Annotated in this window: 21 protein-coding genes; 12 read left to right on the top strand and 9 right to left on the bottom strand. The window is 72.6% G+C overall.

Annotated elements, in window-relative coordinates; genetic code table 11:
* From AB0G32_RS32030 to AB0G32_RS32015, 4 genes are all read right to left on the bottom strand, one after another.
* Positions 1–701, bottom strand: a 701-nt coding sequence (locus AB0G32_RS32030) for a phospholipid carrier-dependent glycosyltransferase (RefSeq protein WP_361171308.1), incomplete at its 3' end; no start/stop codon positions are given.
* A gap of 110 nt (positions 702–811) precedes the next feature.
* Positions 812–1,795 (bottom strand): class I SAM-dependent methyltransferase, encoded by a 984-nt coding sequence (locus AB0G32_RS32025; RefSeq protein ID WP_361171293.1) that lies wholly within the window; start codon positions 1,793–1,795, stop codon positions 812–814.
* Between the two features lie 175 nt (positions 1,796–1,970).
* On the bottom strand, positions 1,971–3,305 hold the full coding sequence (locus tag AB0G32_RS32020; protein WP_361171290.1) for a polysialyltransferase family glycosyltransferase: 1,335 nt from the start codon (positions 3,303–3,305) through the stop codon (positions 1,971–1,973).
* Positions 3,302–4,285, bottom strand: coding sequence for a glycosyltransferase family 2 protein (locus AB0G32_RS32015; RefSeq protein WP_361171287.1), 984 nt, complete (start codon positions 4,283–4,285; stop codon positions 3,302–3,304). The genes AB0G32_RS32020 and AB0G32_RS32015 overlap by 4 nt, the downstream gene beginning before the upstream one ends.
* A 198-nt stretch (positions 4,286–4,483) precedes the next feature.
* Here AB0G32_RS32015 and AB0G32_RS32010 point away from each other — a divergent pair, with 198 nt between their 5' ends.
* The 5 genes from AB0G32_RS32010 to AB0G32_RS31990 all read left to right on the top strand — a co-directional run bounded on the left by AB0G32_RS32010 (position 4,484) and on the right by AB0G32_RS31990 (position 10,069).
* The gene (locus AB0G32_RS32010) at positions 4,484–5,806 is read left to right on the top strand and encodes a DUF6716 putative glycosyltransferase (RefSeq protein ID WP_361171283.1); all 1,323 of its coding nucleotides are present in this window, start codon (positions 4,484–4,486) and stop codon (positions 5,804–5,806) included.
* Positions 5,807–5,868: 62 nt separating this feature from the next.
* Entirely contained in the window at positions 5,869–7,089 is a 1,221-nt protein-coding gene (locus AB0G32_RS32005) for an N-acylneuraminate cytidylyltransferase (RefSeq protein ID WP_361171280.1), read from the top strand.
* A 10-nt stretch (positions 7,090–7,099) separates the two neighbouring features.
* Positions 7,100–8,038, top strand: coding sequence for an N-acetylneuraminate synthase family protein (locus AB0G32_RS32000; protein ID WP_361171305.1), 939 nt, complete (start codon positions 7,100–7,102; stop codon positions 8,036–8,038).
* A 50-nt stretch (positions 8,039–8,088) separates the two neighbouring features.
* On the top strand, positions 8,089–9,153 hold the full coding sequence (locus AB0G32_RS31995; protein WP_361171277.1) for a hypothetical protein: 1,065 nt from the start codon (positions 8,089–8,091) through the stop codon (positions 9,151–9,153).
* A gap of 121 nt (positions 9,154–9,274) precedes the next feature.
* Entirely contained in the window at positions 9,275–10,069 is a 795-nt protein-coding gene (locus tag AB0G32_RS31990; RefSeq protein ID WP_361171274.1) for an ALF repeat-containing protein, read from the top strand.
* A 21-nt stretch (positions 10,070–10,090) separates the two neighbouring features.
* Here AB0G32_RS31990 and AB0G32_RS31985 read toward each other — a convergent pair whose 3' ends face one another.
* Positions 10,091–10,687 (bottom strand): helix-turn-helix domain-containing protein, encoded by a 597-nt coding sequence (locus tag AB0G32_RS31985; RefSeq protein ID WP_361171272.1) that lies wholly within the window; start codon positions 10,685–10,687, stop codon positions 10,091–10,093.
* A gap of 89 nt (positions 10,688–10,776) precedes the next feature.
* Between AB0G32_RS31985 and AB0G32_RS31980 the strand changes: the two genes are divergently transcribed.
* Together AB0G32_RS31980 and AB0G32_RS31975 are read left to right on the top strand one after the other, a co-directional pair.
* Positions 10,777–11,919: an NAD(P)/FAD-dependent oxidoreductase gene (locus AB0G32_RS31980; RefSeq protein ID WP_361171269.1), complete on the top strand. Its 1,143-nt coding sequence runs from the start codon at positions 10,777–10,779 to the stop codon at positions 11,917–11,919.
* A 52-nt stretch (positions 11,920–11,971) separates the two neighbouring features.
* Positions 11,972–13,141: a TetR/AcrR family transcriptional regulator gene (locus AB0G32_RS31975; protein ID WP_361171266.1), complete on the top strand. Its 1,170-nt coding sequence runs from the start codon at positions 11,972–11,974 to the stop codon at positions 13,139–13,141.
* 18 nt (positions 13,142–13,159) lie between these two features.
* Here the strand turns inward: AB0G32_RS31975 and AB0G32_RS31970 are convergent, their stop codons facing one another.
* Complete coding sequence (locus tag AB0G32_RS31970) at positions 13,160–14,362, bottom strand: oxygenase MpaB family protein (protein WP_361171263.1); 1,203 nt, start codon at positions 14,360–14,362, stop codon at positions 13,160–13,162.
* 185 nt (positions 14,363–14,547) lie between these two features.
* Between AB0G32_RS31970 and AB0G32_RS31965 the strand changes: the two genes are divergently transcribed.
* On the top strand, positions 14,548–16,080 hold the full coding sequence (locus AB0G32_RS31965) for an oxidoreductase (RefSeq protein ID WP_361171260.1): 1,533 nt from the start codon (positions 14,548–14,550) through the stop codon (positions 16,078–16,080).
* Between the two features lie 48 nt (positions 16,081–16,128).
* Here AB0G32_RS31965 and AB0G32_RS31960 read toward each other — a convergent pair whose 3' ends face one another.
* On the bottom strand, positions 16,129–17,070 hold the full coding sequence (locus AB0G32_RS31960) for an MBL fold metallo-hydrolase (RefSeq protein WP_361171259.1): 942 nt from the start codon (positions 17,068–17,070) through the stop codon (positions 16,129–16,131).
* A 101-nt stretch (positions 17,071–17,171) separates the two neighbouring features.
* Here AB0G32_RS31960 and AB0G32_RS31955 point away from each other — a divergent pair, with 101 nt between their 5' ends.
* Positions 17,172–18,137 carry an AraC family transcriptional regulator gene (locus AB0G32_RS31955; RefSeq protein ID WP_361171256.1) on the top strand — a complete coding sequence of 322 codons (966 nt, stop codon included), beginning with the start codon at positions 17,172–17,174 and terminating at the stop codon, positions 18,135–18,137.
* Positions 18,138–18,303: 166 nt separating this feature from the next.
* Here AB0G32_RS31955 and AB0G32_RS31950 read toward each other — a convergent pair whose 3' ends face one another.
* Positions 18,304–18,756: a hypothetical protein gene (locus tag AB0G32_RS31950; RefSeq protein WP_361171253.1), complete on the bottom strand. Its 453-nt coding sequence runs from the start codon at positions 18,754–18,756 to the stop codon at positions 18,304–18,306.
* Between the two features lie 641 nt (positions 18,757–19,397).
* Between AB0G32_RS31950 and AB0G32_RS31945 the strand changes: the two genes are divergently transcribed.
* Complete coding sequence (locus tag AB0G32_RS31945) at positions 19,398–20,645, top strand: M20 family metallopeptidase (protein ID WP_361171302.1); 1,248 nt, start codon at positions 19,398–19,400, stop codon at positions 20,643–20,645.
* 34 nt (positions 20,646–20,679) lie between these two features.
* Here the strand turns inward: AB0G32_RS31945 and bla are convergent, their stop codons facing one another.
* A complete protein-coding gene (gene bla, locus AB0G32_RS31940; protein ID WP_361171250.1) occupies positions 20,680–21,618 on the bottom strand; it encodes a class A beta-lactamase in 939 nt (312 codons plus the stop codon).
* A gap of 162 nt (positions 21,619–21,780) precedes the next feature.
* On the opposite strand from bla, the gene AB0G32_RS31935 reads away from it, so the two are divergent.
* The gene (locus AB0G32_RS31935) at positions 21,781–22,668 is read left to right on the top strand and encodes a LysR family transcriptional regulator (RefSeq protein WP_361171247.1); all 888 of its coding nucleotides are present in this window, start codon (positions 21,781–21,783) and stop codon (positions 22,666–22,668) included.
* Positions 22,665–23,579: a serine hydrolase gene (locus AB0G32_RS31930; RefSeq protein ID WP_361171244.1), complete on the top strand. Its 915-nt coding sequence runs from the start codon at positions 22,665–22,667 to the stop codon at positions 23,577–23,579. Before AB0G32_RS31935 ends, AB0G32_RS31930 begins: the two co-directional genes overlap by 4 nt.
* The last annotated feature ends 21 nt before the right edge of the window (positions 23,580–23,600 follow it).

The following is a 23,600-nucleotide window of genomic DNA, read 5'->3' as shown; positions in this document are numbered from 1 at the left end:
GTGCGGTGCGTGGCGCGGCCGGTGGCGCGCCGGGCGGCCGCGACGGACAGCACGGCGAGGAGCAGTACGACGGGGACCGCGGCCAGGGTGTTCATCTTGGTGGCGAGGGCCGCGCCGAGCGCGAGCCCGGCGAGCGGCAGGTACCTGGCCGGCCGGCGGCGTGCCCGCCAGGTCAGCCAGGCCGACGTCAGGACGAAGCCCGCCGCGGGCACGTCGAGGGTGGCCAGCGACCCGTGGGCGATGAGGTCGGGCGAGAAGGCGTACAGGGCGAGCGCCGCCAGGGCACCCGCCCGGCCGGTGAGGTCGCGGGCGAACGCGCAGACGACCAGCCCGAAGAGCAGCGTCAGCGCGATCACCGGCAGCCGGGCCCACAGCATCAGGTGTCCCGGGTCGTTGCCGGTCTCGAACAGCAGGTGGCGGCCGAGCCTGCTCTGGTCACCGCGGAAGCCGGCCGCGAGATGCGGGTCGGCGACGAGCACGCCGGCCGCGATGACGAGTTTGCCCAGCGGCGGGTGTTCCGGGTTGTACCGGAGGCTGTGTTCCTTCAGGTAGACCGTGGCCGTGCCGACGTACACCGGCTCGTCGATGGTCGGCGTCTGCTGCACCGCCGTCGTGACCATCGCCACCGCCATCTGGACGAGGAGGGCCACGACGGCCAGCGCGAACAGCGGCCCGCGGTGGCGGCGCAGCAGGGCCCGCAGCGGTGCCGGGCAGCGGACCGGGAGCCCTCGGGGGCTCCCGGTCGCGCCGTGGGGGCCGGGCGAGCCGGACTCCGTCCGCACACCCCCCGTGCCCGTGTCGAGACCTGATGTCACCCTCTGCCGACCATCCGCTTGAGCCGCGTCACCGGCGACACCCGGGACGTCGACCGCTCGGTCTCGTACGCCTTGCGCAGCTGCTCGAAGTGGTCCGACCGCGTCCTGCTCAGGTACTCGTCCGTGAGCAGCGGCTTGGCGATGGACCAGGCGCGCTTGTGCTGCCCGTCGTAGTGGGCCACGTACGCCTTGGCCAGTTCCAGGACGGACTTGAAGGGGATGCCGTCGGTGTGGTCGCGGTCGACGCGGTCCTGGACGGCGGAGATGAGGGCGAGCTTCTCGTCGACCGAGTACGTGTCCTCGGAGATGGATTTGAGCACGTCCCCGGGGATCGGCCGGGTCACCTCGAAGGCCAGGGTGGAGCGGATCGGCGGGCCCGCGATCTCGATGTAGGGGAGCAGCGCGCCGGTGCTCCAGTGCAGCCACGGCAGGCGCGGGCCGGCGAAGTCCTGGTGCAGGACGACCGTGCCGGGGCCCATCCGGGTCAGGAAGCGCTCCGCGACACAGCGGAAGACCCTGGCCGTCTTGGCGATGTCGATGTGCAGGAACTCGACCGGGGTGGTGTCGTCGGGGTCGGAGGTCTGCCAGAGATCGCCCGCGTGTATCTCGAGGAACGGCAGGAACGGCTCCAGGCGGCCGCGGAAGTCGTTCAGGAAGGAGTTGTCGTCCTCCCGCTTGTGGCCGCCGTCGAAGAACTTCTCGGTGGCGAAAGTGCCCTTGCCGACGCGGAAGAAGTCGTAGGCGTGCAGCCGCCCGGTCTTCTCGTCGAACAGCGGGTTCTCCTTCAGGCCCATCGCCAGCGCGTACGTCGATCCGCCACCGCCCGAACCCAGTTCGACGATGTCGCCGTTGCCCGACAGGGTGTGGCGCCCCACGAGGTACAGGAACTGCAGTTCCCAGGTGCTGCACTGGGTGTAGGGCAGGCTGTCGGGCAGGTTGACGGTATCGAACATCGAGTAGAGCCGGCCGAGCTTCGTCATGAGTGCCTCACGGATTCGGTAAGCGGTGGCCGAGATTCTAGAGCTATGCACACCGCCTAGCCATTTAATCCTCAGATAACATCAGCTGTTGCCGTTGTTTCCTTTTTCTTAGCTAGAGGTTCACCCGTGGTTTATCCATTGGTCCCGGTGGTCCCGGATTCGGTCCGGGTTTCCCTCAGCGCTTCATGGACCTCTTCAGGGAACGCGCCCGCCGTACGATCCGCCGGGCCGTCGCGTTGCGCGGCAGGAACGCCAGTTTCTCCGGCACCCCGCCGGGCAGGCCGAGCGAGGTGAGGCGCTTGCGCTTGAAGTAGCGCCAGGTGCCCTCGTCCAGCCGGGTCGACAGGTACTTCTCCGTCTCCGGGCGCAGTTCGGGCAGTATCCGCGGCTGCATCGTGTAGCCGACCGCCCGCACCAGCGCCGCCAGGGCGTCGGTGTCCATGCCGGGCCGGCGCCCGGTGACCGCCGCCGGGTCGGCGAGGTCCGGCAGTACCGCGTCGACGATCGTGACCGGCATCCGGTTGCTGTTCTCGAACGGCGTCAGCCGGTCCAGCAGGGTGTCCGTGCCGATCCGGGCGACCGGCAGGCCGTACAGCGCGGACGCGGTCAGCAGCGCGGTGGAGAAGCAGCCGACCACCAGGGCCGGGCGCATCCGCTGGTACAGCACCTCGGCCAGGACCGGCGTGTCCAGCACGGTGAGGTCCACGCCGAGCCGCTCGGCGGTCTCCTCCAGGGTGTGGGTGAAGCGGGCCGGCGCGGTGGGGTGCGGCTTGAACACGATCCGGGTGTGCCCGAGTTCGACGGCGCCCTTCAGCATCCGTACGTGCAGCTCCTCCTCCTGCTCGGCGGTGAGGATCTTCAGCGCCGAGAGGTACTGGCCGAGCAGCAGCGCGGGCTCCTCGACCCGGGGCAGGTCGGCGCCGGTGTCGACCAGTTCGGCCAGCACCTTGGTGAACGCGCCGGTCGGCACCACCTCGGGCGGGACGCCGAACTCGGTGAGCAGCAGCGGGCGCAGCCCCGGCACCAGGTCCAGGTGGAGCAGCCGGGCCACCCGGGTGCCGACCAGCGGGTCGAGCTTGTTGCGGGTCGGGCCGTAGCTCATCAGGCCGTCCGCGTAGACGGTGAGCGGCGCGTCGGTGAGGATCTGCGCCACCCCGAGCGCCGGGTTGACCTGGATCGACTCGACGGCGAGCGAGACGTCGTCGTCGCCCAGGTTCCAGGCCAGCCGCAGATACCGCTCCCACATCGGGATGTCGTCCGGGCGGGGCGCCCAGGCGCCCGGGTGGAACGGGAAGATCGCCTCGTTCCAGGAGACCACCTCGTCGAACCGGGGCCGCAGCCGCTCGAAGCCGGGCATCTCGTCCAGGGCCGGCGTGGTCTCGGGCGTCATCGCGTTGTTGGAGACCAGCAGGATGCGCCGGTCGGCCGGCTTGAAGCAGCCCGCGTCCAGGGCGGCGGCCAGCGTGGCGGTGCCGTACAGCGTGGACGCCATGAAGATCTGCGTGGTCACGCCGCCACCTCCGGGGCCGCCGCGGCGGTACGGCGGCGCAGCCGGCGCAGCTTGCCGGCCCGCTCGGCGTCCATCGACGCCAGCGCGTCGTCGAGCACCGGCTGCGGCATCCCGCGCAGCGCGGCGGCGCTCATCTCCTTCAGTTTGCGGGCCACGGGTGCCTCGAACCTCTCGATGGAGCCGAGATGATGGGAAATGATCGCGCAGTACGTGCGCACGGCCTTCGGCAGCAGGGCCGCCGCGTCGGCGTCCCCGGCGGTCTCCTCGATCACCTGGTCGAAGGCCCGGATGAAGTCGAGCTGCCGGGCGTCACCGATCTGGGTGAGCGAGGAGGCGACCCCGCGCCGGTAGAAGACGCCGAGCGCGCTGGTCACCGCGAAGGACTCCGCCTCCCGGTGCAGCTTCCAGATCCAGGGCCGGTCCTCGGCGGTGCGCAGTCCGTCGGTGAAGTGCAGCAGGCCGCGGTCGACCAGCCGGCGGTGGTAGATCCCGGCCCACGCGTAGGCGTAGTCGACGGAGGTGGTGCGGTGGGCGGGCAGGATCGCGTCGCGCGGGCGCAGCACCGTGTTGCGGCGGCCGTGCGGCACCCGGTGCACGGTGCGGGCCCGGGCCGTGCACTGCACGTGGTCGGTGCGCACGAAGTCGCAGCCCAGCGAGTCGATGACGGCGACCAGCCGCTGGTAGTAGCCGGGGGCCAGCCAGTCGTCGCCGTCCAGGAAGGTCAGGTACTCCCCGCGGGCGGCGTCGATGCCGGTGTTGCGCGCGGTCGCCAGACCGCCGTTCACTTCGTGTCTGACCAGCACCGCCCCCGGCAGCCCGGGCGCCGCGCGCGCGAGGAGGTCGGCGGTCCCGTCGGTGGAGCGGTCGTCGACGAGAATGAACTCGAAGTCGTCGCGTGCGTTGGCGCGCAGACTCCGCAGGGCATCGGGGACGTATTGGCGCACGTTGTAGAACGGCACGATGACGGAGAGCTTTGGCACACCCCGGACATTAGGGGGCGGCCCGGCATGTCGATTTACCCGGACCTTGATACCGGGTGAACGCCGCGTGGCGAAGCCGTGAAGCGAACACTTTTCCGAGCCGCTGACGACCCGATTCGCCATTCGGCGGTCTGCTGTTAACCGTTTGTTGTGTTCTGGTTGGGCGGTTCCTCGAAATCGCTTCCTAGCGTCTTCGATGTGCCAGTAAGTGCAACGAAGGCCCTGCGGGTCGCGGTCCTCGCGGATTCCGACACCCGGTGGAAATGGGGCGCGCTCACCGCGAGCCGCATCGCCCCCACGACCACCTACGATACGGAAATCCGCCTCGACGGCTACCTGCTGCGCGGCCGCGCCACCCCGACCCCCCGCCAGCTCGGCGAGGTCGGCGTCACGGCGGACGCCCTCACCGAGGTGACCTCGGTGGAGTTCCTGCGCGCGATGGGCGAGAAGGAGTACGACCTGGTCGTCCTCGCCCTGGTCGGCGGCGGCGTCCAGGCCATGCTGCACGGCCTGGGCCGGGTCTGGTCCGACCGCGCGGACCGGCCGGTGGTGGTCACCGGATACGTCGGCGTGGTCTACGAGAAGCTCGCCGACGGCCTGCTGCTGCGGCACGGCGCGGACCTGGTCCTCGCCAACTCCCGGCAGGACGCGGACCGGTTCCGGGCCGTCTACGAGGGGGTCGGCGCCGACGCCGACTCGGTCACCGAGGTCGCGCTGCCGTTCCTCGGCGGCGCCCCCTACGCCGGCGAGCACGACCCGTACACGGTGGTCTTCGCCGCCCAGCCCTCGGTGCCGGACAGCCGCAAGGACCGTACCTATCTGCTGAACCGGCTCATCCGGCACGCCCGCAAGCACCCCGAGCGGCAGGTCGTGCTCAAGCTGCGCTCCAAGCCCGGCGAGCACACCACCCACATCGAGGAACTGCCGTACCAGAAGCTGGTCCAGAAGGCCGATCCGCCGGCCAACTTCTCGCTGCGCTACGGGAACATGGGCGAGGTCCTGGACAGCACCGACCTGCTGGTCACCGTCAGCTCGACGGCCGCCCTGGAGTCGCTGCACCGCCGCATCCCCACCGTGGTCCTCACCGACCTCGGGGTGCGCGAGGCGCTCGGCAACCATCACTTCGTCGGCTCCGGCTGCCTGGCCTCCTGGGACCAGCTCGACGAGGGCCACCGGCCGGTCGCCGACGAGGACTGGGTGGCCCGGCAGGGCGTGGCGGCCGACGGCTCCTACGACACCGCCTTCGACGCCGCCCGCGAACGCATCGCCAAGCTGCTGGCCCGCCCCGGCGGCCGGCCCCCGCTGACCCCGTACTACACGCCCGTCACCGCCCCCGGCTACCTGCCCGGCATCCTCGCCCGGCACCACCTCGCCCCGGACGGCAGGCCGCTGCCCGGCGCGCCCGCCGCCGACAAGGAGCCAGGACCGGTCCGGCAGGTGGTGCGCCGCGCGGCCCGCGGCGCCTACCGGCACGGCGTGCAGCGGGTGGCGCCGGTGATCCGGCGGATGGGCGAGCTGTGAGCCGCCGGCCGGCGCACGGCCCCGCCGAGACCGACCCGACCCCCGACCGAGAGGTACACCTCATGTCCGATCCGCAACCGGTGCGCCGCGTGCTCGCGGTCATTCCCGCCCGCGGCGGCTCCAAGGGCGTACCCGCGAAGAACCTGGCCCCGGTGGGCGGCGTCCCGCTGGTGGTCCGGGCGGTGCGCGAGTGCCTGGCCACCCGGCTGGTGACCGACGTCGCCGTCTCCACCGACGACCAGGCCATCGCCGCCGCCGCCCGGCAGGCCGGCGCCGAGGTGGTACTGCGGCCCGCCGCGATCGCCGGCGACACGGCCACCTCGGAGGCCGCGGTGCTGCACGCCCTGGACGCCCACGAGGCGGCGCACGGTGCCGCCGTCGACGCGGTGCTGCTGGTGCAGTGCACCAGCCCGTTCATCGTCCGCGAGGACATCGACGGGGTGGCCGGCGCGGTGGTGGAGGGCGGCGCGGACACCGCCGTCACGGTCGCCCCCTTCCACGGCTTCGTCTGGCGCGAGGGCGCCGACGCGGGCGAGGCGCCCGGCGGTCACGGCGTCAACCACGACAAGTCCTACCGCCCCCGCCGCCAGGACCGCCCGCAGGACTTCCTGGAGACCGGCGCCGCCTACGCGATGGACGCGGCCGGCTTCCGCACCCACGGCCACCGCTTCTTCGGCCGCACCGAGCTGGTGCGCACCGACCCGGCCCGGGTGCTGGAGATCGACGACCCGCACGACCTGGCCCGGGCCCGCGCCCTGGCCCCGCTCTTCGACGGCGCCCGTCCCGGCGCGCTGCCCACCGCCGCCGACATCGACGCGGTGGTCCTCGACTTCGACGGCACCCAGACCGACGACCGGGTGCTGATCGACTCCGACGGACGCGAGTTCGTCTCCGTGCACCGCGGCGACGGCCTCGGCATCGGCGCCCTGCGCAAGTCCGGAATGCCGCTGCTGATCCTGTCCACCGAGGTCAACCCCGTCGTCGCCGCCCGGGCCCGCAAGCTGCGGATCCCGGTGCTGCACGGCATCGACCGCAAGGACTCCGCCCTGAAGCAGTGGTGCGAGGAACAGGGCATCGCCCCCGAGCGGGTGCTCTACGTCGGCAACGACGTCAACGACCTGCCCTGCTTCCAACTCGTCGGCTGGCCGGTCGCGGTCGCCGGCGCCCATGACGTCGTACGCGGCGCCGCCCGCGCGGTCACCACCGTGCACGGCGGCTCCGGCGCGATCCGGGAGATCGCCGGCTGGCTGCTCGGCCCCTCTCTCGACACCCTCACCAAGTAAGGAAACCCCTCTGATGAGCAACTCCCGTATCCGCAACTTCGGTACCCGCGAGGCCGGTCCGGGCCGCCCCGTCTACATCTGCGGCGAGATCGGCATCAACCACAACGGCGAGCTGGAGAACGCCTTCAAGCTGATCGACGCGGCCGCCGAGGCCGGCTGCGACGGCGTCAAGTTCCAGAAGCGCACCCCGGAGATCTGCACCCCGCGCGACCAGTGGGACATCGAGCGGGACACCCCCTGGGGCCGGATGACGTACATCGACTACCGGCACCGGGTGGAGTTCGGCGAGGACGAGTACCGCCAGATCGACGAGTACTGCAGGACCAAGAACATCGACTGGTTCGCCTCCCCGTGGGACACCGAGGCCGTCGCCTTCCTGGAGAAGTTCGACGTCCCCGCCCACAAGGTGGCCTCCGCCTCGCTGACCGACGACGAGCTGCTGCGCGCCCTGCGCGCCACCGGCCGCACGATCATCCTCTCGACCGGCATGTCGACCCCGAAGCAGATCCGCCACGCGGTCGAGGTGCTCGGCTCGGACAACATCCTCATGTGCCACGCGACGTCGACGTATCCCTCCGTCGCCGAGGAGCTGAACCTGCGCGTCATCAACACCCTCCAGCAGGAGTACCCGAACGTCCCGATCGGCTACTCCGGCCACGAGACGGGCCTGCAGACCACGCTGGCCGCGGTCGCCCTCGGCGCCACCTTCGTGGAGCGCCACATCACCCTGGACCGCGCCATGTGGGGCTCCGACCAGGCCGCCTCCGTGGAGCCGCAGGGCCTGGTCCGCCTGGTCCGCGACATCCGCACCATCGAGGCGTCCCTCGGCGACGGCGTCAAGAAGGTCTACGAGTCGGAGCTCGGCCCGATGAAGAAGCTGCGCCGCGTCACCGGCGTGGTCGCCGAGGCGGAGATCGCCGCCGCGGCCGGCGAGCCGGTCACCGTCTGACCCGCGCCGCCACCCCAACCCACGCCCAAGACGGGACGGTCGTACAGCCGATGAGCCCCCGCGCCGGGAATGCCGGCCCCCACACTCTCGCCTTCGTCGAGAGTCCGGTACAGCTCCTGAACGTGCTGGAGTGGGCGCACACCCGCGCCCCCTGGACGGGGCTCACCCTCGTCGTCCTGTCGCCCGTGGACCCCATGACCCGGGGCCAGCTCCGCCGCATGTCGGAGCTGGCCCGCGAGGACGGTCACGAGGTCCGCTGGGAAGAGGCGCGGGGCGGGGCCTCGGCCCCCTTCCGCACGGTCGGGGGCCTGGCGGGCCTGCTCCGCCGCGCCGAACGGATCGTCATGGGCGACCCCTTCTCCCGCTACGTCCAGCTGCTGCTGACCATCACCCGGGCCCGCGAACTGGTCGTCGTCGACGACGGCACGGCCACGATGGAGTTCGTCGGGCAGCTCGCCCGCGGCGAACGCCTGGTCCGCTGGCACCGCAAGGGCCGCCGGCTCGGCCCCCGCGACCTGCTCTTCGCACCGGTCTCCGCCTCGGCCCGGCGCCGCCTGACCCCGTCCCGGGGCCGTCAGGTGGAGGTCTTCTCCTCCATGCCGATCACCGAGGTCCCGGACGGTGTGACGGTCACCCCGCACTCCTTCGCCTGGACCCGCGCCCGCTTCGGCCCGCCGCGCATCACCAAGGGCGCCGACATGGTCGGCACCTCCCTCGTCGAGACCGGTGTCGTGGACGCGGACGCCTACCTGGACGCGGTCCGCCGTCTGGCCAAGACCCACGGCGCCACCCGCTACTTCGCCCACCGCCGCGAGTCGACCGAGAAACTCCACCGGCTGGCCGTGGAAACGGGCCTGGAGGTGGTCCGCCCCGACCTCCCCCTGGAACTGATCGCCCGCCGCGGCCCGGTCGGCCGCACCATCCTGAGCTTCCCCTCCACCGTCGTCCACACCCTCCCGCTGGCCCTGGCCGGCACCGAGGTCAAGGTCGCGGTCTGCGACATCGACCCGGCCTGGCTCACCCAGGGCGCGTCCCCACGCGCCCAGGGCTTCCTGGACGGGGTGACGGGGACGGCGCGGGGGGTGGAGCGGCTGCTGGCGGTGCCGGGGGTGTGAGGCGGTAGCCGTCCGGCACCAGTGAGTGTTCATCTGTTCGCCTCCGGGCGGCCGTTGATCTTCGTACGGGACACCTGCTTCCGTCTTTGCCGACGGATCCACCGAGTACGGAGGCACTCCCATGAGACCGAACCGCGCCGCACTGTTCGTCGCCGCGACCGCTCTGACGCCCGCGCTCCTCCTCACCGCACCCGCCTTCGCCGCCGACGCGTCCGCGTCGGCCACCACCACCGTCTCCGCCACCACGCCGGTCACCCCCGTGCCCGCGACGGCCTGCGCGGACATCGCCTCCGACGCCCTCGTCGACGCGATGACCGAGGACGAACTGCGGGCCGCGATACAGGCCGTCCTCGCGGACGACAACGCCGGCACCTACGTCCGGCGCGGTGCGAACGCCGCCTTGAGCGGCACGGTCGACGACCTGCGCGCCTTCCTGAAGACGGGCTGCGACGTCGGCCAGCTCCAGGACGACGCCCTCGCTGTCGCCCACATCCTCTACGTGGCCTCGCAGAACGGCGACAAGCGGGTGGTGGCGGCGGCGAACGCGGCCCTCAACACCCTCTCCGCCGAAGCGGTCCGTGCCTTCCTGGATACGGGGTACGCCCAGGCCCAGGTCGAGGACGACGCCCTCGCCACCGCCACCATCCTGGTCGGGGCCGCGAAGAACGGTGACGTGAACGTGCAGGAGGCGGGCAACGACGCGTTGAACGCCAGTACCGCCGAGGCCCTGAGCTACTTCCGGTGGACCGGGTACCGGCTCGCCCAGGCCGCGGACGACGCGATCTACATCAGCCGCATGCTCCTGGACCCGGACATCAGCGACGCCATGGTCGACGCCATCCGGGCCGTCCTCGACGACGGCAGCCCGGAGGCCCTGCGGGAGTTCCGGACGGCCGGCCAGTACGAGGTCGACTGACCGGGGGCAGCACCGGGGCGGCTAGGCGCCCGGCCGCGGCGGTCGCCAGCCGTCCGTCAGGATGGTGAAGAGCTCCTCGACCGCCGCCTTGTGATCCGGCCGGCCCTGGGCGAGGGCGGGGACGTCCAGGACGAACCGGGCCAGTGCCGTGCAGGCGAGATGGCCGTGCTCCACGCCGAACTCGTCGGCGATGGCCGCGGCCAGGGTGTCGGTGTGCCGGACCCACATGCGTTCCGCGTACGCGCGCAGTGCCGGGGTGGTGTCCACCAGCCGGTTGAACTCCGCCCGCTGCGGGTGTTCGGCGACCGGCAGCCAGGTGTCCAGCACATGCTGCCGCAGGGCGTCGGGGACGGTGCTTCCCGGGGCGCGCTCGCGCACGGCCGCGACCAGGGCGGCGTCCGTGCTCGCCTCCCGGTCGAAAACCAGCGCCTCCTTGCCGCTGAAGTGCTTGAACACGGTGGTGACGGAGACGTCGGCCGCCTCGGCCACGTCCCGGACGCTCACCTGGTCGTACCCGCGCTCCAGGAAGAGCCGGAGGGCGGCGTCGGCGATGGCCTGCCGGGTCGCCGCCTTCTTGCGTTCGCGGCGGCCGGGGGCGGGGGGTGTGGGCTCGGGCATGACATCAGTGTAGCCGTTCGCGGCATCCGTAGCTTTGTTGAGTCCGTGGAAAAGTTGTCGGATTACACTTTTGGGTCTACGGTCCTGCCATGACCTCTCCTCATCCCGCCCATGCCCGGATCAGCGTCATCGGCGCCGGTCCCGGCGGTCTGACCTGCGCCCGCATCCTCCAGCGGCACGGCATCCCGGTGACCGTCCACGACCGGGAGCCCGGCCCCGGCTCCCGCGACCAGGGCGGCTCCCTGGACCTGCACGCCGACAACGGCCAACTCGCCCTGCGCGCCGCCGGACTGCTGGACGAGTTCTTCGCCCTGGCCCGCCCGGAAGGGCAGGAGATGCGGCAACTGGACCTCACCGGCGCGATCACCGACCACCACGTCCCCGCACCCGACGAGACGTTCAAACCGGAGATCGACCGGGGACAGCTGCGCGAGCTGCTGCTCGACTCCCTGGCTCCCGGCACCGTCCGGTGGGGGCAGGGCCTGGCCGCGGTCGAGGGGCCGGCCGGCGGGCCCCGGCGGCTGCGCTTCACCGACGGGTCCGCCGTCGCGGCGGATCTGGTGATCGGCGCCGACGGGGCCTTCTCCCGGGTGCGTCCGGCCGTCTCCGCCGCCGTCCCCGAGTACAGCGGCGTCAGCTTCCTGGAGGCGTGGTTCGACGACGTGGACCGCCGGCACCCCGAGATCGCCGAACTGGTCGGCCGGGGCGGCGCCCACGCCCGGGACGGCGACCGCGCCATGTTCGCCCAGCGCAACGGCGGCGGCCACATCCGGGTCTACCTGATCCAGCGGGTCCCGGCCGACTGGATCCGGGCGGCCGGTCTGACGCCCGGGGACACCGCCGGCATCCGCGCCCTGCTCCTCGCGCGCTACGCCCGCTGGTCGCCCCGCCTGCTGAAGCTGATCACCGACAACGACGGCCCGTATGTCGACCGCCCGATCCGCGCCCTGCCCGTGCCGCACACCTGGGAGTCGGACCCCGCGGTCACCCTGCTCGGGGACGCCGCCCACCTCATGCCGCCGCTCGGCGTCGGGGTCAACCTCGCCATGCTGGACGCCGCCGAACTCGCCGCGGCGCTCGCCGAGTCGGACACCGTGGCCGAGGCCGTCCGGCGGTACGAGAAGACGATGCTGCCCCGCTCGACGGAGACCGCCCGGCACCTCGAAGGCGCCGCGGAGCACCTGCTGTCCGTCGACGACGACGCCCCCGATGACCCCCGGGCCAACGGATGACGTGTGGTTGACTGATCCGTATGGCCCCGTCCCCGCAGCCGCCCGTTCGGTCGTGACCGCCGAACCGACCGCGGCCGTTCGGCCCCGCAACCGCAGGCGGCTCATCGTCGAGGCGGCCGGCCGGGTCTTCAGCGAGCACGGCTACCACGCGGCGTCCATGGAGAAGATCGCCGCCGCCGTCGGCATCACCGCGGCGGCCCTGTACCGGCACTTCCCCAACAAGTACGCGCTGTTCGCCGAGTGCGCCGGTGTCATGGCGGACCGGCTGGTCGCCGCCGTGGACGAGGTGCCGGACGGCGCGGACCTGCCGGAAGTGCTCGGCGCGGTGAGCCGGGTCACCGTCGCGCACCGCGCCGCGGGCGGCCTCTACCGGTGGGAGGCCCGGTACCTCAACCGGGCGGACCGCCGGGTGCTGCGGGCGAGGTTCGGGCAGGTCGTCGGGCGGGTCGACGGCGCGGTGCGGCGCGCGCACCCGCTGCCGCTGCCCGACGCGGGGCTGCGGGCGGTGGCGGCGCTCGGCGCGATCGGGTCCGTCACCATGCACGCCACCTCGATTGCCCCGCGCCGGGCCGAGGAACTGCTGACGGCGTCCGCGCTGGGGGTGGCCGCGACCGACCCGGCGGCGCACCGGCCGCCCGGCCGCCCCGTCGAACTGCCCGACCGGCCGGTGCCGCGCACCCGGCGCGCGGAGATCCTGGCGGCGGCCGTCCCGCTGTTCGCCCGGCACGGGTTCGCCAGCGTCACCAACGAGCAGCTCGCGCGGGCGGTCGGGCTGGCCCCGTCCGCGCTCTACCGGCACTACGCCGGCAAGGCCGACATCCTGGCGGCGGCCTGCCTCCAGGCGGCCGGGCTGCTGGCCCAGGGCGTGGACCGGAGTCTGCACGGGGTGGCCGCACCGCACGACGCGCTGCGCGCGCTGGCGGCGGCGTACGTGGCCTACAGCTTCGAGTACACAGCCCTGAACAGCGTCGCCGACGGTGAGGTGGCCGGACTGCCGCCGGAGCTGCGGCGGCCCCTGGTGCTCGCCCAGCGCGAGCACATCGCGGTGTGGGAGCAGCAGTTGCGGCTGGCCCGTCCGGAGCTGGACCCGCGGGGGGCCCGGGTGCTGGTGCACGCGGGCTTCGGGGTGGGGGTGGAGGCCGGGCGGCGGCTCGGGTGGCGGGACGGCCACGACCACCGCGGCGCGGTGACCGCGCTGGTCGTGGGGTCCCTCGGCCTGTGAACCTGTGAACGCGCGCGTTCAGCCGGCCGCTCTGTTGCCGGTGGGGATGGTGATGCCGGTGGTGGTCGCGGAGGCGCCCTTGTTGAGGAACAGCATGGCCAGCGCCCGCACGAACTGGTCGAACACGTAGAAGGCGCCGGGCATGACGGGTGACAGCCCCTCCCGGAACAGGATGAACGACGGCCACACGGTACGGACCAGCGCCGCCGAGGCGTAGTCCCGCTTCAGGCCCAGCCAGTCGCCGACCTGGTCGCTCAGCACGTAGCGCACGAACTCGTTGAGGAAGCCGCGGGTGACGCCGAGGTCGATCTGCGCGGTCAGCCCGAGCAGTTCCTCGGCCAGCGCGATGCCCTCGGTGGACGGGGTGAGGATCGGGGTGAGCACCCGCGCCGCCTGCTGCTCGGCGGCCGCCCAGGTCTGGGGGATGTGCTCGTCCGGTACGCCGAGCAGGTGGACGGCGACCTGCCAGGAGTGCAGGAACGCCGCCTGGTCGGCGGCCGGATAGGGGATCTTCCAGTCGAGCAGCTTGCGGTGCACGTAGGTGCCCAGGCTGTGGAAGGTGACCAGGATGTCGGCCGCGCTGATCGGGATCGTCTCGTCGGCGACCGCCCGCCAGTGCGGCGACTGCGGCAGCAGATGACGTACGGCCGCGTGCACCACCCGGGTCTTGTTGGCGGTGACGACGAACTGTCCGGTCGGCTCGAACGCGCCCAGCTGCGACAGGTCGTAGCCGAAGGTGAACGTCTTCGCCGCGCGGTCCTGCATGTTGGCGCCGCCCGCGGACCAGTAGACGCTCTTGGCCTCGCGCGGGATCACCGTGCTCATGATGCCGCTGCCGAGCCCGTACAGCATGAACAGGTACGTGTCCCGGCGCCGGTTGAAGTCGGCGGCGCGGGCCAGCTTGGCGGAGTCGGCCCAGGACGGCAGCCGGTTGACCTGCTTCAGGTACGCGGTGAACTCGGCCGGCAGGCCACTGGGCAGCGGGTCGTTGTTGTTCTCCCACGCCGCCCACGCGGTGTTGATCGCCGGTATGTGGCCGCCGTCGAGCATCTTGACCATCAGGGGGTCGGCCGCGTCGTCCCAGATCCACTCCGGACCGGTGCCGGCGGCCGCTTTCGTCCCCGAGCGCGTCGACGCCCAGGCGCCGGCGGGGCCCGCCGCGCCCACCAGGCCGAGCGCGGCACCGAGGGACAGGACGCTGCGTCTGTCGAGATTTGGCATTCACTTACCCACTTCTGCGAAGGTACGGATGGTGAGAGCCATGTGATTTCTCGTTAACATAGCGAGGTGCGTCACGGTCGGCAATGGTGGTGACAGAGGTTGGTGTGGCCGGTGGCCCGGCGCGCACAGCGCCGCGTCCGCCGCGCCCCGGAGGCGGCGCCGGGCTCCCGAATTACGCTGCACGCGTGCTCTCATACGACGAACTGACGCCGCCCGAGCGCGAGGTGTGGCACGCGTTCCCCTCGGGACGGACCGTGAATCTGCACGCGGGTCCGCCGGGGGACGACCCGGTCGCCGACGGCGCGCGATGGGGCCCGGAGCGCACCGTCCGGGCCGCCGTGCTCGCGGCACTGCTGCTGGGCGCGCACAGCGGGCAGCCCGGGACCGTCCCGGCGCTGCGGCTGGCCGGGGCGCGGATATCCGGGCCGCTCGACCTGGCCGGGGCGCAGCTCGCGTACGCCCTGTGGCTGGCGGAGTGCTGGTTCGAGGAGAGCGTGGACCTGTCCGGGGCGTCGGCCCAGTCGATCGCGATCACCGGCAGCGCGGTGCCCGGCGTGGAGGCCGGCCTGATCCGGGTCGACGGCCGCCTCGACCTGGGCCGCTCCCGCATCGGAACGGGTCCCGCCACACCTTTTCACCGCCGGGTCACCGCCCTGTCCCTCATCAACGCCCATGTGAGCGGCGCCGTGAACCTCAAGGGCGCCGAGCTCACCGCGGCCGGGGAGTGGGCGGTGTCGGCCGGCGGACTGGTCGCGGAGGGCGGCCTGTACTGCGTGGACGGCTTCGTCGCGCACGGTGAGGTCCGGCTCATGGGCGCCCAGTTGCCCGGCGGACTGCACCTGCGGGGCGCGCTGCTGGACCGCCCCGGCCCGCGCGGGGTGGTGCTCGCCCTGGACAACGCCGTGACCTCCACGCTGGACTGCTCCGGCGGGTTCGTCGCGCGCGGGACCGTACGGCTGCGGGGCGCCAGGGTCGCCGACGACCTGACCTTCGCGGGAGCCGTCCTGGACGGGCCGGCCGACGGCGCCGGGCCGTCCCTGTCGGCCCCGTTGCTGACGGCCGTCGACTTCGACCTCACCCTCGCCCGGCCCCCGTCCGGCGCCGTGGACCTGCGCGGCGCGCAGGTGGCGTACCTCCACGACAACGAGCACAGCTGGCCCGCGGCCGTGGAACTGGACGGCTTCGTCTACGGCGCCATCAGGGCGGACCGGGACCGGAACTCCGTGGCCGAACGCGTCGCCTGGCTGCGGCGCGGCCCCGGCTACCACCCGCAGCCCTACGAGCAGTTGGCGAGCTGGTACCGCAAGGCCGGCCACGACGACGAGGCCCGCCGGGTACTGCTGGCCAAACAGCGCCACCGGCGCCGCACCCTGCGGCCGGCCGGCCGGGCGTGGGGACACCTCCTGGACGCGACCGTCGGCTACGGCTACCGGCCCTGGCTGGCCGGCCTCTGGCTGCTCGCGCTGACCGCGCTGGGCACCCTGTCCTTCCGCACCGGCACCCCCGTCCCGGTCAAAGCGGGCGAAGGCGTCCCCTTCCAGCCGCTCGTCTACACCCTCGACCTGCTGGTCCCCATCGGCGGCCTCGGCCAGCGCACCGCCTGGTACTGGCCGGACGGCGACGGCCGCCAGTGGCTGGCCCACCTGCTGATCGCCCTCGGCTGGGTGCTGACCACGTCCGTCGTCGCGGGCGTCACCCGCGCGCTCCAGAAGAACTAGGCCGGCGTACGACTCACGACGCCCGCCCAGGGAGAGCCGGCGGCCATGTCAGGCGCCCCCGCCGGCCCCCTTGTCCAGGTCGGCTGTTGCCCATGGGCCGAGGGCGAATCCAGCACTGTTGCGTCGGACTTCCAGGGCGCCGGCACCACCGAAGTGTGCGGGGACGAGCAGTTCCCGTTCATCAGCCGCCCGCCCGAGAATCCGACGGCGACTGGCCACCGCTTGTTCCGGAGCCAGGCAGGCGTTGCTGTTGCAGCAGGGATCGAGGATCTGTACCGGGCTGTGCAGCAGATCTCCGACGAAGACCGCCCGGTCGCTCCCGGATGCGAGTCGCAGTACGGACGAGCCGGGAGTGTGCCCGGGTGCGGACTCCAGGGCGAGGTGTTCGTCGATGTGGTGGATGCCGTCCCACAGCACGGCCTGCCCGCTCTGGTGGATGGGCGTGATGCTGTCTTCGTAGATCAGGCGGTCGGCCTCCCGCGCGCCGTTCCCGTACGCGTTGTCCGGACCGTAATGGAAGTCGTCGGCGGCCGGAATGAGGTATTGGGCGTTGGGGAACGTCGGTACCCACTGCCCGTCCGCGTCGACGGTGTTCCAGCCGACGTGATCAACGTGGAGGTGGGTGTTGACGACGACATCTACGTCCTGCGGGCGAACACCGGCCCTCGCCAGGAGGCCGAGGAAATCACTCCGGGAGCGGTGGAACGGCCCCATCCCCGGTCGTTCGCGACCGTTGCCCGCTCCGGTGTCGACCAGCACGGTCCGCCCACCGCTGCGCAGCACCCAGCTCTGCAGAGCGAGCACCGCCAAGTCGCCGTCCGGCTCCCAGTGGTCCGGTGCCAGCCAGTCCTCGTTGTCCTTCCACACCTCGGCACCAGCTCCCGGGAACATGCCGGAGGCGGGCAGGAATGGTTCGTGCCACTCGACGACCCGGATGACCTCGACAGCCCCCAGCGTCATGCGCTGCACACGCTCGTTCTCGTTCGTCATGCGCTCGACCTTAAGAAAGATCGAACGAGCCTCTCAATGCGCATTCAACTCAATAAAATACGAATCCATCTCACGTTTTATGCGGAAGATATTCTGGCTGGATGGATGTGGTGAGTGACGCGATCTCTGCCGTGCACCTCGGGCACCCGTGGTTCAACCGGGTGCGGGCGAGCGGGAGCTGGTGCGCGCGGCTGGACCCGTACTACGGCGCGGGCTTCCACATCGTCCTGAAGGGCAACTGCTGGCTACTGGCCGACGGCTGCACACCGGTATCCCTCGGCGTGGGCGACGCGGTGCTGCTGCCTCATGGCACCGGCCATGTGATCGCCGATTCTCCCGTCGACGCGGCGGTCGCGGCGCGGAAGGCGGTGCCGTTCGAGCAATGGCTCGCGGAGACGGGGCCGCGAGCCCGGCCCGACCGCGACGGGACCGGGACGGAGATGCTCTGCGGCAAGTACTGGCTCGACTGCAGCCGCATGCACCCGCTGATGGCAGAGCTGCCCGAGGTCGTCCACCTTCCCAGCCGAGTAGGCAGCCACCTCGAACTCCGCGCCGCGATCGACCTGCTCGCCGGTGAGCTGGACGAGGTGCGGCCCGGCTCCTGCGTGGCGCTCCCGAACCTGCTCGACCTCCTTCTCGTCTACATGATTCGCTCATGGATGACCGAGACCACCAGCGGAGCCTGGCCCGGCGCACTGGGCGACCCGGTGACGGCCGCCGCCCTGCGGGCGATGCACGCGCGACCGGCCGCGCGGTGGAGCAATGACCGCCTGGCCGCAGAGGCGGGTGTCTCCCGTCCCACCCTGGCGCGTCGGTTCACCACCCTGGTCGGCCGCCCTCCGATGGCGTACCTCACCTGGTGGCGCGTGATCCTTGCCGCCACGCTGCTCCGCGACACCAAGGAAACCCTGGCCACCATCGCCGGCCGAGTCGGCTACGGCAGCCCGTACGCACTCTCCCACGCCTTCGAGAGGGAGTTCGGCACTACACCGGGGCGGTATCGAGCGCGGGCCACGGGGCGATCCGCTCCTCGATGGCCGAACGCGTCGGCGACATCGTCCGGCTGACGCTCGCCGCCCACCGAAACGGACGGCAGCCCGGTGACCGAGCTGCCGGTAGACCAGGTGCGCAGGCTCGTCGCGGGCGCCCAGCAGGATTTGCAGGACTTCCTCAGCCTTGCCGGAACCTGGGCTGAACGGCATCTGCCGGCGCCGGCCGCCCGCGCCACCGCCGTCAGAAGACGAACGGCCCCGGGTTCTGCGGCGAGGTGGCCGTGCAGTGCACGGTGAACGTCCCGTACGTGCTCGTGAGGGATTTGACCTCCAACGCCTCGCCCGGGGTGACGGTGCCCGTCAGCGGGCCGGAGTCGTAGGCCTGCCCGAGCAACGTCCAGGCCGGGTTGGACTGTCCGGTGAACGTGACCTCGGCGCCGTGCGCGTCGGACAGCGTCAGCGTCGTCTGCATCGAGTTGGCCGGGAAGGAGTGGGTCGCCCACACCACGGGTGTGGAGAAGGTGATGGCCGCCGCCGTGCCGTTCTGCTGGACGCCGAGCCTGGCCTGGCCGGAGCCCCAGTCCCCGCAGTTCACCTGGACGGTGGCGGTGGTGGGCGCGACCGCGGAGGCCGACGGCGCCATGGCCAGCGCCGCCGCGCCTGCCATGCTGGTGCCGAAGGTGCTGAGTCTCATGCCGGCTGCCTTTCCGTACGGGCCCGTCGGCCTGCCGCGTCGGGCCTGGTCCGCACTTCTCCGCACCGGCGCGAGCGGGACCCGTCGGAGTCGGCGGCACGGCGCAAGGGGGTGCCGCGGGTGCGGTGGCGGGTACTCCGCCGGGACCGGCACTGCACGGCGGTCCCGGCACGGCGCGCCGGCCGGACCCCTCGGGCGGACGGGGCCGGGCGTCAGGCCAACGGCTGGTAATTGACGCATGAAGTATATGGAGGGGTGAGGAACTCTCGCGGTCTGGTTCGAGCCATTTGCGGCGCGCACGGCGAGATCTTCATGCCCGGCGGCTTCGGCGCCCTGCTCGCCTACGCCTGGGCGCCGGCCCTGCGGGACTTCTCTCCCTGTGGACAGCGCGGCCCCCCGATCTCCGCCAAGGCCGATCTCTGTCCATGGCCGCCGCCCGACGCGTAGAAGGCGTGCAGCGTGGTAGGCGTGAGGAATGGGTGGGCAGGCCCGCTCGGTCGGTAATCGAGTAGGTTTACCCACCCGTGCCCACGCGTATGCGTCCGGCGGCCACATTTTCTTCCCCTAACGGGCTGAAGTTTTGTTGATGACGGGTCAGTTGGCCGCCCGGGCGTCCTACCCTTCAGAGGGTGAAGCAACTGATGTCACTGGAGTCCGAAGCCGGCGCCCCTGGGGAAGCGGTGCTTCCCGGCACTCTGCCCGAGGCGCTGCGGGCGGAACTGATCGCCTTCCGCCGCGACCTGCACATGCACCCGGAGCTGGGCAACCAGGAGTTCCGCACCACCGCCGCGATCAAGGAGCGGCTCGAACGCGCGGGGCTGGCACCCCGGGTCCTGCCGGCCGGCACCGGCCTCATCTGTGACATCGGCCCGGAGCCGCGGCGCCCGGCCGCGGCGGGCTCCGGCCTGCTCGCCCTGCGCGCCGACATCGACGCCCTGCCCATCCCGGACGTCAAGAGCGGCTGCGCGTACCGCTCGACCGTGCCGGACCGCGCCCACGCCTGCGGCCACGACGTGCACACCACCGTCGTGCTGGGCACCGGCCTGGTGCTCGCCGCGCTGCACGAGCGCGGTCTGCTGCCCCGCCCGGTCCGGCTCATCTTCCAGCCCGCCGAGGAGGTGCTGCCCGGCGGCGCCGAGGACGTGGTGGCGGCCGGCGCGCTGGACGGCGTGCACCGCATCCTCGCCGTGCACTGCGACCCCCGGGTGGACGCCGGCCGGATCGGGCTGCGCGAGGGCCCCATCACCTCCGCCTGCGACCGGCTGGAGATCGCCCTGGACGGCCCCGGCGGCCACACCGCCCGGCCGCACCTCACCACCGACCTGGTCACCGCCGCCGCCCGGGTCGCCGTCGACGCCCCCGCGCTGCTCGCCCGGCGGGTCGACAGCCGCGGCGGCCTCTCCCTGACCTGGGGCCGGATCGAGTCCGGCCACGCCGCGAACGTCATCCCGCAGCACGCCGAGCTGTCCGGCACCGTGCGCTGCCTCGACCTGGACGCCTGGCACCAGGCCCCCGACCTGGTGGTCGCGGCCATCGACGAGATCGCCAACCTGCACCGCGCCAAGTCCGAGATCACCTACGTACGGGGCGTCCCGCCGGTCGTCAACGAGGTGACCAGCGTCGAACTCCTCCAGACCGCGATGATCGCCCGGCGCGGGGCCGACTCCGTGGAGTCCACCGAGCAGAGCCTGGGCGGCGAGGACTTCTCCTGGTACCTGGAGCACGTCCCCGGCGCCATGGCCCGCCTCGGCGTCCGCCCGCCCGGCGAGCGCGCGGTGCGCGACCTGCACCAGGGCGACTTCGACGTGGACGAGCACGCGATCACGGTGGGTGTGGAACTGTTCACCGCCGCCGCGCTGATCGACACCGGGGTCCCGCCCCGGGGCTAGGCGGTGCGGCGAGCCGCGCCTACAGCGGGCACCGTCAGGTCAGCGCCCCGGCCACCAGTGCGGCCGTCCTGGCCACCAGGGGGTTGTCCGTAGGCCCGGCGGGGTCGTACTTGGTCGACAGCACGGACAGCACCAGGGGAGAGCGGTCCGGGGGCCAGACCACACCGACGTCGTTGGCGACCCCGTACTGCGCCCCGCCGCCCGTCTTGTCCGCCAGCAGCCAGTCGGCGGGCAGGCCGGCCCGGAAGCGTTCGCCGTTGGTGGTGTTCGCCACCAGCCACCCGGTGAGCTTCTCCCGGTCGCCGGGGGTGAGGACCTTGCCGACGACGAGGCGGCCGTACGTCCGGCCGATCGCTCGCGGGCTGGTGGTGTCCGTGTCCCGCCAGGGTTCCGCGGAGTTCAGCGCGGGCTCCCAGCGGTCGAGCCGGGTGGTCGAGTCCCCGATCGAACGGCAGAAGCGGGTGACAGCCCTCGGGCCGCCCAGTTCGCGGAGCAGGAGATTGCCCGCGGCGTTGTCGCTGAAGGAGACGGTGGCGGCGCACAGCTGGGCGACCGTCATGCCGTTCGCGACGTTCTCCGGCAGCCCGGTGACCGGGGCGTAGCCCGCGGCTTGGGCGAAATCGGCGGTGTAACGGACGCGCCTGGCCAGGAACTCGCCCTCGCGGTCGAGGTCCCGCAGGACCGCCGCGGCGGCCAGTCCCTTGAACACCGAGCACATCGGGAACCGTTCGTCCGCCCGGTACGACACCGTCCTCCCGGTGGCCGTGTCCAGCGCGAACACCCCCAGCCGGGCCGCGTACTCCGCTTCGAGCGCCCGGAGCCGGCCGGCGAGGGCGTCGCCGGGGGCGGCGGGGGTGGTGGCGGGGGTGGCGGCGTACGCCGTGCCGCGCGTGGTCGTCAGGGCGGCCAGGCCCGTACCGGTCGCGAGTGCCAGTACGGTCCGGCGGGAGGGCCGGGCTGTGGTCCTGCGCATGGGCGTTCCTCGTTCCTCGTCGTGGGGCGGCCGTGGCGACACCGGGCTCGCGGCGCCGCGTCACGGGCCGCTCCGGTGGCACGCGGCACAGTCAAACCGCGGCTCCGGAGGAGTGTCGAATACACTCTCGACCGCCGCGCGATTCACTTTCCCTATCCGTGCATGTCAGGGGGCAGGTTGCTGACGGAACGCCATCTGGAGATCTTCGTCGCGCTCGCGGAGGAGGAACACTTCGGCGCCGCCGCCCACCGCGTGGGCATCACGCAACCGCCCCTGTCGCAGGGGCTGCGCCGACTGGAGGCGCTGCTGGGGGTGCGCCTGTTCGACCGCGCCCGGGGCGTCACCCTCACCGAGGAGGGGGCTTCGCTGCTGCCGCACGCCCGCCGGGCGCTGGCCGCGCTCGCCGAGCTCCGCCAAGCCGGGGCCCGGGAGCGGTCCGACGGCCGCCGCCTTCGGATCGGGCTGGCCCACGAGGTACCGGCCCGTGTCGCGGCGGCCACCGCCGCCGCGACCAGCCACGCCCCGGAAGCCCACCGCATCAGTGTGCTGACGGCCCCGACCGCCACCCTGCTGTCCGAGACGGCGGCGGGCCGGCTCGACATCGCGGTGATCCGGCACCCGTCGGTGCTGCACGGCCTGGCCGCGGGCCCGGTGGTGCTGCTGCCGACCTGGGTCCTCTCGCCCGCGGACCGCGCCGCCGGACCCCGGCACCGTCCCGGGCGCCTGCCGGTGGCGGTCCGCCCGCGCGAGGAGGCCCCCGCGGCGTACGACCTGTTCGTGGACACCCTGGCCAGCAGGGGCCGCCGGGTGGAGACCGTGCCGGTCTCCGACGAGCTCGCCGGGCTGGCGCTGGTGGCCGCGGGCCAGGCGGTCATGGTCACCGCCGACCGGGCGCTGACCGCCGACGGCGTCGAGCGCGCGGCAGCCCTCGACCCGCCGCTGCCCCTGCGGCTGCGGGTGGTGTGGGACTCCCGGCGGCCGGACCACGAGGGCACCGAGCGGACGGCGCGGCTGCTGGTGCGGGAACTGTCCCGGCAGGCGGCGGCGTGAGCGGGGCCCGGTGGGAGCGGGACGCCCGGCGCAGGATCCGCGACATGTTCGCGGACGCCGGTGTCCGCGGCTGGCTGCACGTGGCCGAACTGCGCCGCCCGGCCGCCTGCGTGACGATCGACCCCGACGAACCGGTGCCCGTGGGCTCCGTCTACAAGGTGCCCCTGATGGTCACCTTCTGCCGCCTGGCGGACAGCGGGGCCATCGATCCGGGCCGGCGGGTGACCCTCGGCGCGGCGGACCGGATTCCCGGACCGACCGGTGTCTCCATCCTCCAGGACGAGGTCACCATGTCGCTGCGCGACCTCGTCGTCCTCATGATGACCATCTCCGACAACACCGCCGCCCACGTGGTGCAGCGGCAGGTCGGCACCGCGGCGGTCGAGGCGGTGTGCCGGAGCCTCGGCATGCCGGACACCCACATCCACGGCGGGGCCGCCACCACCTTCGAACGGCTGGTGACGGAGACCGGCGCGCCGTCGCTGAGTGTCGCGATGAGACACCTCGCGGACAACGACACCACGGTGCCCGCGGACGTCTACAACCCGCTGCGGAAGGCTTCCGCCACGCCCGCGGACATGGCCCGGATGCTGCGGGCGATCTGGACCGACCGGGCCGCCTCCGCCGCCAGCTGCGCGTTCATGCGCGACATCATGGGCAGGCAGCCGTGGGGGCACCGGCTCGCCTCCGGGTTCCCCTACGACGACGTCACCGTGTCGGGGAAGACCGGCACGTTCGGTTCGATGCGCCACGAGGCCGGTGTGGTCGAGCTGGCCGACGGCAGTGCCTACACCGCCGTGGTCTTCACCCAGGCGGCCCGCGCCGACAGCAGGCTCCCGCGCGCCGACGCCGTCATCGGCGCCGCCGCCCGGACCGCGGTGGAGGAACTGCGCGGCAACGAGGGAACCTGAGGGCCTGCCGCCCGACGCGTC

The sequence above is a fragment of the Streptomyces sp. NPDC023723 genome (assembly GCF_040639815.1).
In the GTDB taxonomy this organism is placed as follows: Bacteria; Actinomycetota; Actinomycetes; order Streptomycetales; family Streptomycetaceae; genus Streptomyces.
The sequence above is the reverse complement of the archived record's forward strand: the minus strand, read 5'-3'. Positions and strand labels throughout refer to the sequence as shown.